At 75.8% G+C, this 9,760-nt stretch carries 12 protein-coding genes; 4 read left to right on the forward strand and 8 right to left on the reverse strand.

The window, feature by feature from the left end:
• Window positions 1-1,002 (reverse strand): polyprenyl synthetase family protein (locus M8C17_RS31565; protein ID WP_252420437.1); only part of this gene is annotated, 1,002 nt, incomplete at its 3' end.
• A gap of 9 nt (window positions 1,003-1,011) precedes the next feature.
• Entirely contained in the window at window positions 1,012-1,401 is a 390-nt protein-coding gene (locus tag M8C17_RS31570) for a helix-turn-helix domain-containing protein (protein WP_252420439.1), read from the reverse strand.
• A 286-nt stretch (window positions 1,402-1,687) separates the two neighbouring features.
• Here M8C17_RS31570 and metF point away from each other — a divergent pair, with 286 nt between their 5' ends.
• Window positions 1,688-2,605 carry a methylenetetrahydrofolate reductase [NAD(P)H] gene (metF, locus tag M8C17_RS31575; protein WP_252420441.1) on the forward strand — a complete coding sequence of 306 codons (918 nt, stop codon included), beginning with the start codon at window positions 1,688-1,690 and terminating at the stop codon, window positions 2,603-2,605.
• 43 nt (window positions 2,606-2,648) lie between these two features.
• Window positions 2,649-3,338: a CDP-alcohol phosphatidyltransferase family protein gene (locus M8C17_RS31580; RefSeq protein WP_252420443.1), complete on the forward strand. Its 690-nt coding sequence runs from the start codon at window positions 2,649-2,651 to the stop codon at window positions 3,336-3,338.
• Between the two features lie 9 nt (window positions 3,339-3,347).
• On the opposite strand, the gene M8C17_RS31585 is transcribed toward M8C17_RS31580, so the two are convergent.
• The 6 genes from M8C17_RS31585 to M8C17_RS31610 are packed head-to-tail and all read right to left on the reverse strand — an operon-like array spanning window position 3,348 to window position 8,574.
• The gene (locus tag M8C17_RS31585; RefSeq protein ID WP_252420445.1) at window positions 3,348-4,835 is read right to left on the reverse strand and encodes an NAD(P)/FAD-dependent oxidoreductase; all 1,488 of its coding nucleotides are present in this window, start codon (window positions 4,833-4,835) and stop codon (window positions 3,348-3,350) included.
• A gap of 11 nt (window positions 4,836-4,846) precedes the next feature.
• Window positions 4,847-5,974: a glycosyltransferase family 2 protein gene (locus M8C17_RS31590; protein ID WP_252420447.1), complete on the reverse strand. Its 1,128-nt coding sequence runs from the start codon at window positions 5,972-5,974 to the stop codon at window positions 4,847-4,849.
• Complete coding sequence (locus M8C17_RS31595) at window positions 5,971-6,807, reverse strand: carotenoid biosynthesis protein (protein ID WP_252420449.1); 837 nt, start codon at window positions 6,805-6,807, stop codon at window positions 5,971-5,973. Before M8C17_RS31595 ends, M8C17_RS31590 begins: the two co-directional genes overlap by 4 nt.
• Window positions 6,804-7,355: a GNAT family N-acetyltransferase gene (locus M8C17_RS31600; RefSeq protein ID WP_252420451.1), complete on the reverse strand. Its 552-nt coding sequence runs from the start codon at window positions 7,353-7,355 to the stop codon at window positions 6,804-6,806. Before M8C17_RS31600 ends, M8C17_RS31595 begins: the two co-directional genes overlap by 4 nt.
• Window positions 7,352-8,089: a monooxygenase gene (locus tag M8C17_RS31605; RefSeq protein ID WP_252420453.1), complete on the reverse strand. Its 738-nt coding sequence runs from the start codon at window positions 8,087-8,089 to the stop codon at window positions 7,352-7,354. The genes M8C17_RS31600 and M8C17_RS31605 overlap by 4 nt, the downstream gene beginning before the upstream one ends.
• Entirely contained in the window at window positions 8,086-8,574 is a 489-nt protein-coding gene (locus tag M8C17_RS31610) for a YbaK/EbsC family protein (RefSeq protein ID WP_252420455.1), read from the reverse strand. The genes M8C17_RS31605 and M8C17_RS31610 overlap by 4 nt, the downstream gene beginning before the upstream one ends.
• A 90-nt stretch (window positions 8,575-8,664) precedes the next feature.
• Between M8C17_RS31610 and M8C17_RS32010 the strand changes: the two genes are divergently transcribed.
• Complete coding sequence (locus M8C17_RS32010) at window positions 8,665-8,793, forward strand: hypothetical protein (RefSeq protein WP_256483776.1); 129 nt, start codon at window positions 8,665-8,667, stop codon at window positions 8,791-8,793.
• Between the two features lie 419 nt (window positions 8,794-9,212).
• Window positions 9,213-9,662 (forward strand): SAV_6107 family HEPN domain-containing protein, encoded by a 450-nt coding sequence (locus tag M8C17_RS31615; RefSeq protein ID WP_252420457.1) that lies wholly within the window; start codon window positions 9,213-9,215, stop codon window positions 9,660-9,662.
• Window positions 9,663-9,760: the final 98 nt, after the last annotated feature.

Below are 9,760 nucleotides of genomic sequence, written 5' to 3' on the forward strand. Positions count from 1 at the left end.
CGCCGCCAGTGCGCTGTCGGTGAGCGTGACGATGCGCTGCTCCGTGCGGGCCAGTGCTCCGCTCGCGGAGATCAGCTCGCGTAGCCGGGCCACTCCCTGCTCGTCCAGCTCGGGGTCGCCGAGCCGGCTCAGCAGCAACTCCCGGCCGGCGTCGTCGGTGGCCTCCACGGCCGCCGCCACCAGGTAGGTGCGCTTGCCCTCGCGCAGGTCGTCCCCGGCCGGCTTGCCGGTCAGCGCCGGGTCACCGAAGACCCCCAGCACGTCGTCGCGGAGCTGGAACGCCTCGCCCAGCGGCAGCCCGTACGCCGAATAGGCCGTCCGCACGTCGGCCGTCGCGTCGGCCAGTGCGGCGCCGAGCAGCATCGGGCGTTCCACCGTGTACTTCGCCGACTTGTACCGGGCGACCTTGCTGGCCCGCTCCACCGAGGTGTCCCCGGTGGCCTGGGTCAGCACGTCGAGGTACTGCCCGACGGTGACCTCGGTGCGCATCTCGTCGAAGACCGGCCGGGCCCGGGCCACCGCCCGCAGATCCAGCCCCGCCGAGTGCAGCAGCTCGTCGGACCAGACCAGGCAGAGGTCACCGAGCAGGAGCGCCGCCGCGTCGCCGAACCCGTCCGGGTCGCCGCCCCAGCCGGCCGCCCGGTGTCGGGCCGCGAACCGGCGGTGCACCGCCGGCTCACCGCGCCGGGTGTCGGAGCGGTCCATCAGGTCGTCGTGGATCAGGGCGCTGGCCTGCACGAACTCCAGCGCCGCCAGGGCGGTGAGCACCTGGTCGCTGTCCACCCCGCCAGCGCCCCGGAACCCCCAGTACGCGAAGGCCGGACGCAGCCGCTTGCCGCCGCCGAGCACGAACGCCTCGATCGCCTCCGCCACCGGGACCAGGGCGTCGTCCACGCCGGTCAACCGGGCCCGCTGGGCGGCCAGGAACTCGGTGAGGGCCTTGTCGACCCGTTGCCGCAGGCCGGCGCGGTCGACGGGAGACACGGGAGCAGCGTGGGTCACGCCACGACGCTAGCCGGTCGGCGCGGCCCGCGCTCCACCGCCACGCGTAGTCCCGGCGGCGCGACCCGGGCCCGTCCGCCCGGCCGGCCGTGCACCGGCCGCGGTGGCCCGGCCCGGGCCGGCGACCCGCCCCGGACCGGCCCGGCGGGCGCTCGCGGCGGCCTCGGCGAGCACCACCAGCGGCACGTCCAGCACGACGGCGAGCCAACCGAGCCAGAACCCTCCGGGGATGCGCCGCTGCCGTTCCCACCGGGACACCTCGTGCCGGCTCAGCGTCGGCACCCCGGCGGCCGCACACAACTCGGCGGCGGTGCGCTGCTGGCTCCAGCCCCGGGCCAACCGGCGCCGGGCGAGCAGCGGCCCGAGCTGTGGCGGGCGCGGTGGTGGGGGCGGGGTCATCGGTCCTCCCGGAGGGGCGTCGGTGCGGTGACGACCCGCCGCCTGAGCGGCCGGCGTCACCGGTCGGCTGCTGACCCCACGCGGCCCCCCGGGCCGCCCCCGCCGCCCCTCCCGCGCCACCTGTTCCTACCCCGTGGGTACGACGTCTCCGCCCCCGCCGGGCCGTGGCGCGCCGGGGCGCCGCCGGCCGCCGGACGGGACCTCGGTACGCACACGGATTCCTCGATCCGTGCGCTGGCGTGGGAAGCGTCTGGGTGACGGTGGCACCGCCCGCTAGAGTCGGGTCGTGGCGCTCGGTCTTCCCTCGGTACTCCCCAACCCGCAGCCGGCGATCGGGGAGCTCATCCGTGACCGTCAGCCGACCTTCTCGTTCGAGTTCTTCCCGCCCAAGACCGAGGCGGGGGAGCGGCTGCTCTGGCAGGCGATCCGGGAGCTGGAGTCGCTGCGCCCGTCGTTCGTGTCGATCACCTACGGGGCGGGCGGCTCGACCCGCGACACCACCGTGGCGGTGACCGAGCGGATCGCCACCGAGACCACCCTGCTGCCGATGGCCCACCTGACGGCGGTCAACCACTCCGTCGCCGAGCTGCGGCACGTGATCGGCCGGCTCGCCGGCGTGGGCGTGCGCAACGTGCTGGCGGTGCGCGGCGACCCGCCGGGCAACCCGGGCGGCGAATGGGTGCGCCATCCCGAGGGCGTGGACTACGCCGAGGACCTGGTCCGCCTGGTGCGCGACGCCGGTGACTTCAGCGTGGGTGTGGCGGCCTTCCCGTACAAGCATCCCCGCTCACCGGACGTGGCCAGCGACACCGCGCACTTCGTCCGCAAGTGCCGGGCCGGTGCCGAGTTCGCGGTCACGCAGATGTTCTTCGACGCCGACGACTACCTGCGACTGCGGGACCGGGTCGCCGCCGCCGGCTGCGACACCCCGATCCTGGCCGGCGTGATGCCGGTGACCCAGATCGGCACCATCGAGCGGTCCGTGCAGCTGTCCGGGGCGCCCTTCCCACCGGCGCTGGCGGCGCGCTTCGAGCGGGTGGCCGACGACCCCGAGGCGGTCCGCCGGCTCGGCATCGAGCAGGCCAGCGAGATGTGCCGCCGGCTGTTGGACGAGGGTGTGCCGGGAATCCACTTCATCACCCTCAACCGGTCCACCGCCACCCGTGAGGTGTGGCAGAACCTCAAGGCCGGCGCACGGGTGTGACCGAGAGTCTGCGACACCTGTTGCCCCGCACGACGGTTGATCAGTGGTGGGCACACAGCTGAACTGGGACCAGTACGCCACGGCGTGGGCACGGTTGCACGGCGGGTTCGACCCCCGGACCGCCGCGCCGGTCGTGCGCGCCTGGCTACGGTTCGCGTACCACGTCGGGTACGTGCTGGGTCGGCTGCGGGTCAGCCCCACCGCGGTCACCGTGGCCGGGGTGCTGCTGTGCTTCTGCGTACCGCTGCTGGCGACCCGGCCGGGGAACGGGCCGTTCCTCGGCGCGCTGTTCGTGCTGCTCGCCTCGGTGGCCGACAGCGTGGACGGGGCGGTGGCCGTGGCCACCGGCCGCACCACGCGGCTCGGCTACGTCTACGACTCGCTCGCCGACCGGCTCGGTGAGGTGGCCTGGCTGCTGGCGTTCTGGCTGGTCGGCGCGCCGGGCGCGCTGGTCGTCGCGGGCGGCGCGCTGTCCTGGCTGCACGAGTACGTCCGGGCCCGGGCGGTCTCCGCCGGCATGCGCGACATCGGCGCGGTGACGGTGGGCGAACGCCCCACCCGCGTCTCGGTGGCGCTGGTCGGGTTGCTGGTCGCCGGGTTGGCCGGGCTGATCGAGCCGGACCTGGCCGCCGGCACCATCACCATGGCGACCGCGGTGTGGGTGCTGCTGGCCGGCTTCGGCCTGGGGCAGTTGCTCTCCACCGTCCGCCGCGCGCTGCTCGACGCCGGCTGACCCCCGCACCTACCAGGCGGGGCCGATCTCGTCGGCGACGATCTGCGCGGAGAGGGTCACCATCGGCAGCCCGCCGCCGGGGTGGCTGGAGCCGCCCACCAGCCACAGGCCGTGCGCCGGACCCCGGTTGGCCGGGCGGAGCAGCCCACCGGCGGTGCCGTAGATCGAGCCGCCCGGCGCGCCGGTCGCCGCGTCCAGGTCGGCCGGGGTGCGGACCTCCCGGAACAGCAGCCGGTCGCGGACGTCGACGCCGCGTTGCGCCAGCACGTCCAGGATCCGGTCGGCGTACGCGTCGGCCAGCCCCGGGCGTCGCCAGTCGACCGCGCCCGTGGCGGTGCCCTGCCGGGCGGCGTTGACCAGCACGAACCACGCCTCGTGCCCGGCCGGGCGGACCATCGGGTCGTCGGCCACGGTGACGAACACCGTCGGGTCGGCCGCCGGCCGGGCCCGTACGCCGAGCCCCGGGTCGCCGAAGACCGCGTCGAACTCCGCGTCGTGGTCGCGGGGGAAGAAGACGTTGTGGTGCGCCAGCCCGGTGCTGCCGGAGACGCCGAGCAGCAGCACGAAACCGGCCAGGCTGCGGTCGGTCAGCCCGGCCAGCCGGCGCGGGTGCGGCAGCAGGTCGCGGTAGACGGTGAGCGCGTCCACGTTCGCCACCACCACGTCGGCGGGCACCGGCGCGGCGACGCCGGCGAGGCGTACCCCGTGCACCCGGCCTCCGGCGGCATCGATGCGCGTCACGGCGGCGCCGGTCTGCACGACCACGCCGAGGTCCAGGCAGCGGGTCAGCAGCGCGTCGGCGAGGGTGCCCAGGCCGCCGCGCAGGTACCAGCCGCCGAACGTCAGCTCGGCGTAGGGGACCGCGACCAGCGCCGCCGGCGCGCGGCGCGGGTCGGCGCCGGTGTAGGTGGCGTACCGGTCCAGCAGCATCCGCAGCCGCGGGTCGGACAGATACCGGCGGCCCAGCCCGCGCAGGGTGCGGCCCGGGGCGATGGCGGCCAGGTCACCGACGTGCCAGGCCAGCGACGCGAGGTCGCGGGGGGAGTCGACGGTACGGCGCAGGATGTCCCGCGAGGAGGCGTTCCACACCCGCGCGGCCCGGCGCCACAGTCGCTGCCAGTCGGCCGCGGCCCGGTCACCGAAGGCCGCCCCGATCCGGGTGGCGAACTCCGCCGGGTCGGCGCAGGAGTCCAGGGCCGGACCGTCGCCGGGGAAGACGTGCCGGACGATCGGGTCCAGTGGAGCGAGGTCCAGGTATTCGTCGAGCTTCGCGCCGGTCGCCTCGAACAGGTCGTGGAACACCTCGGGCAGGGTGAGCAGGCTCGGCCCGGTGTCGAAGTGGAACGACCCGGCCGGGGTGTCGTGCACGTACCGGCCGAGCTTGCCGCCGACCGTGTCGGCGGCCTCGAAGACGGTCACCTGGTGCCCGGTGGCGGCCAGCCGGGCGGCGGTGGCGAGACCACCCACCCCGGCGCCGACGACCACGATCCGCGCCATGCCGCGTCCTCCTAGCTGACCGGGCGGCCCCGCCAGGTCAGGCGGCGTCGCTTTCGCAGATGGTACGACCGCAGGGTCAGCCAACCGAGGACCACGACCGACACGGGGTGTGCGAGCGCGTCGGGCCACCACCGACCCCCGGTGGCCCGGGCGGTGAGCACCCGTCCGGCCACTCCGAGCAGGTAGCCGGCCAGGCCCACGGCGGCCACCACCGGCGCGCCGGCCGCCACGCCTGCCAGCGCGACCAGCGGCGGAGCCGTGTAGAGCAGGAGCAGCAGCGCCACCACGACGGCCGCCGCGCCGGGGTGCCCGAACGACGCCCAGAGCGACTTCGAGTACCCGTCGCGCAGCTGCGGCCAGGTGTCGTACATCCGGCAGTCGGCCAGCCGGGACCCGTCGGCCAGGGCGATGCGCCCGCCGGCCCGTTTGACCGCCCGGGCCAGCTCGACGTCCTCCAGGATCCGGTCGGCGACCGCGGCGTGCCCTCCGGCGGCGGTGTAGCCGGCCCGGTCCACCACGAGGAACTGCCCGCCCGCCGCGGCCAGTGACGGCCGCGGTGAGCGTTCCATCGCGCGCAGCGGCAGGAAGGTCAGCCAGAGCCACTGCAACAGCGGCTGCACCAGCCGGTCGGCCGCCGTCGCCACCACGATCCGGGGGTACGGCGACAGCAGCGTCGCACCGGCGGCGCGCAGTTCGGTGACGGCCGCCGCCACGGCGTACGGGGCGAGCACCACGTCGGCGTCGACGAAGGCCAGCGCGGTGGCGGCCGGGTCGGCCCGGGTGGCCAGTTGCCAGCAGGCGTGCGGTTTGCCCAGCCAGCCCGGCGGCGGAGCGACCCCGGTGAGCAGGGTGACCCGCGGGTCGTCGCCGGCCACCGCGCGGACCACCTCGGCGGTGCCGTCGGTGGACCCGTCGTCGAGGATCACGATGCGCAGCCCGGGCACGCCGCGCTGGGCGAGCAGGGCGCGCAGGCATCCGGTGACCCGGGCGGCCTCGTCGCGCAGCGGCAGCAGTACGGCGACCGCCTCGCCGACCTCGTCCGGTCGGTCGGTGGGCCGGCGCAGCCAGCGGGCGGCGTTGAGCCAGGTGTGCCCGGTCAGCGCGGCGACGGCGAGCAGCAGGGCGAGCAGGACGGTCATCGGGTCGCGTCGACGCCGGGGCGGTGCGCCTGGCGGTCCACCCGGTGCGTGTCACGGGCCCGGCGGGCGCGCAGCAGGGTCACCGCCAGGGGCACGGCGGTCACCGACATGCCGGCCGCGCCCCAGAGCGCCGAGGCGGGCAGGTCGAGGAAGACCGCGTGGGCCAGGATGCTCGAGAGGTACGTCCACAGGTACAGCGCGATCATCGGGTGGTCCCGCTGGTCGGTGTGCTCGGCGGTCGGGCCGGCCAGTGGGCGCAGCGCGCTCATCAGCAGCACCGCGAAGAGCAGCCAGCCCAGGTAGTTGCTGACCGGGATGCCGGGCAGGCCGGGCAGCGCGGGGGTGGCGTCCCGCCAGGTCCAGTAGCCCTCGGCCACCATCTGCGGGTCGAGGAAGAGGTCCCAGGCGGCCAGCCCCAGTGCGGCCAGCGCGATCCGCCGCACCCGCCGGCCGGCCGTCGACCAGCCACCGGTCAACCGGACCGCCGCCAGCCAGGCCGGCCAGGCCATCCAGGTCCAGGCCAACGGGATGATCAGCGGCACCCCGGCCAGCTTCGGGCCGAGCTCACCGGAGTAGTCGTAGCTGCCGAACGGCACGCCGGTGGCCACCCCGACCGCCTCGATGGCGAACCCGCCGCCGGTGGCCACCGCGACCAGCGCAGCCGCGGCCCGGGGACCCCGGCTGAGCAGCGCGTGGCCGACCGAGAGCAGCCAGCCGAGCACGACGGTGGCCACGGTGAGCCCGGCCCGGGTGGCGCCGGTGGTGAGTGGGTAGCAGATCTGGGCGAGCACCAGGACCGCGAGCAGCGTCCAGGAGATCCGCCGCCGGGTCATGACGCCGGGGGCTCGAGCGGCAGGTCCCGGCCGAGCACGCCGAACGGCCGCTCGTCGCCGGGGAAGTGGAAGTCGCGCAGCACGTCGACGAAGCCGAACCGCCGGTACAGCCGCCACGCGCGCGAGGTCTGCTCGTCGGCCTCCGGGGTGGACAGCAACGTGGTGTCGCCCTCGGCCATGGTGAGCAGCGCGCGGAGCTGGCCGGCGCCCAGGCCGTGCCCCTGCGCCGGCGGCCGGACGTGCAGCTCGACCACCTCGAAGCAGTGGGTGAGCCAGCGCTGCCGGGTCGGGACGTCCAGCGCCCGGTGCACCTGGTCGTGCCACCACTGGCCGGGGCCGCCCAGGTAGCCGTAGCCGAAGCCGGCGAGGTGACCCTCGCTGGTCAGGCTGGCCACGGCCCGGAAACCGGGTCGGCGGACGTGGGTGGCGATGTAGCCGCGCCGGGCCTCCAGCAGGTCGGTGCGGTAACCCATCGCCTCGCCGTAGACGGTCACCACGTCGTCCAGCCGCCGGACGAGATCGTCCGGCGTCCAGCGCACCAACCTCATGCCCGTCCACCCTTCACCGTTGCGGGGTCACCGTCGGCGACCCACCCGAGCACCGTCCGGTCACCCACCACGTCACGCACCTCGAACCGTGCGAACAGTTCCTCGGCGTACCAGCCCGCGGTGGGGGTTCGCATGATCGCCGCCCGGTGCTCCGGGTGACGGTACGCGAACGCCACGAGGTCCGTCGGGTCGCGCCACACGCTGACCGTGCCCTGCCAACCCAGCGGCGCCTCGCCGACGCCGAAGCGGGCCAGCAGCCCGGGAGCGTCGCGCAGGGCGGCGGCCACCGGGGGGATCGCCCGCCAGAAGGTGGCCGCCCGGCGGGCTCGCAGCCGGGCCCGGGTCAGCGCCAGCACCGGCCCGGTGACCCGCCCACCCGACGGCTCGCCGAACGGCCGCTGCCCGGACCACTCGCCCCGGCTGCTCAACGGGCGCAGGTCGACCCGGGCGTGGGCGCGGGCGATCCGCGCCCAGGCGCGGCCGACCGGCGAGGCGTCGAAGTCGGCCGCCGCGGCGGGCGAGTCCCAGACGGTCAGCGCCGCCCACCGGGTCAGGTCGGCGTCACCCGGCCCGAAGCCGGTGCCGGTCCCGGTGCCCAGCAGCTTGCCGAACCGGACGCCCGGAAGGGCGCGCAGCCGGCGCGGGTCCACCGCCATCCGGGTCAGCGCCCGGGGGAGTGCGCCGGGGGAGGTCCGCCACACGTGCAGGGTGACCAGCTCTGCGACGCCGCTCACGCCACCTCGGCCGGAGTGCCGGCGGTGACCCGCAGCAGCTCGGCGTAGGTGGTCGGGAAGACCGCCTGCGGTACGCCGCCCGCGGCCCAGATCTCCGGGTACGCCGCCAGCGCGGTGTCCACCAGGGTGCGCAGCGCGTGCGGGTGCCCGAGGGGGGCGACCCCGCCGATCGGCTGCCCGGTGTGCGTCCGGACGAACTCGGGGGTGGCTCGACGCAGGTGGGTGACACCGATCGACGCGGCCAGCTCGGCGGTGTCCACCCGGTGCGCGCCGGAGGTGAGCACGAGCAGCGGCGCGTCGTCCGCGTCGAAGATCAGAGAGTTGGCGATCTGGCCGACCTCGACGCCGAGCGCCTCGGCGGCCGCGGCGGCGGTGTGTACCGCGTCGGGCAGCAGGCGGACCGTGCTGGGCCGGCCGGCGCCGTCGAGCGCGCCGGCGCCGGTGAGCGCGTCCTGCACCGCACGTACGTTCGGGTGTGGCTGCATCCCGCCATTCTTCCCGGTCCACCGGTGCCCGGTTCAGCCGGCCACGCCGTGTCGGCGGGTACGTGCTCGCCGGCGAGCTGGCCGCGGCCGGTGGCGACCACCGGGCTCTGGCTGCGCAACCGGCTGCTGCGCACCCGGCCGGTCCAGGCTCTGCTGGTACGCGGCACCCGGTCCCCGGCCACCGACCTCGACCTGCCCCGCTATCCGGCCTTCGCCTGACCCTCCCATCGTGCTCCGGCGCACGGCCGGCGCGTCACACGTTGCATTTTCGTCGGAGGGGAGGTGTACTGTCAGCAGCAGTTAGAACGAGTGTTCGATTGCCTCGAACGCCCGTTCCAACCAGCCGGAGCGCGGTGTTTCGCGGCGCCAGCTCCGGGCGGTGCGGCTCCGCGGGCCGCACCTGGGTTTCCGGGCAGTCGCGAGCCCGGTCCCATCAGGCAGGAGCGTCGCTCGCCGCCCACGACCCCCGGGCGGCGGGCGACGAACCCGCCGGTACGCCGGCCGGGTGTGGTGTGGGGAAGCATCCACACCCGGCCGGCCACACCCGGTGCGTCTTCCTCCGCACCACCCGACCTCGGCGTCTCATCGGCGACATCAGCGCGCCGGCCGACGCCCCGGCCACGTGGAGGAGACAGTCCATGCCGACCAACCCGGCTCAGGCACCGACGGTGCCAGCGCACGTGCTGCCGCACCGCACCCCCGCCCAACTCCTCACGTTGGCCCGGCGCGGGCTGGTCGAGGCCGGCCAGACCCGACCCGACGGTCTGCGCTACGCGGCCGCCCACCTGGCGGCGCTGCGCGCGGCGGCCGCCCTGCTCGCCGCCCGCGCCCGCCCCGCGCCGGCCCGGCGCAACCGGATCACCAGCGTCTGGGTCCTGCTCTGCGCCGTCGCCCCCGAGCTCGACGAGTGGGCACGGTTCTTCGCCGCCGGCGCCAGCAAGCGGGCCGCCGCCGAGGCCGGCATCCCCCGGGTGGTCACCGCCCGGGAGGCCGACGACCTGCTCCGCTCTGCCGAACAGTTCGTCACGGTGGTGGAGACCGCGCTCGGCGTGGCGCACCAGCCGGCCCTGGACGGCCTCGCCGCATGATCCCGCCGTGACACCGGCCGCCCGCGCCGGCCGTGGTGGTGAGCAGTCCGCTCACCGCGACCGTGCACGACGCCGCCGGTGAGCCGGTCGTGGTCAGC

It is taken from the genome of Micromonospora sp. RHAY321 (assembly GCF_023896955.1).
Classification (GTDB): Bacteria; Actinomycetota; Actinomycetes; order Mycobacteriales; family Micromonosporaceae; genus Micromonospora.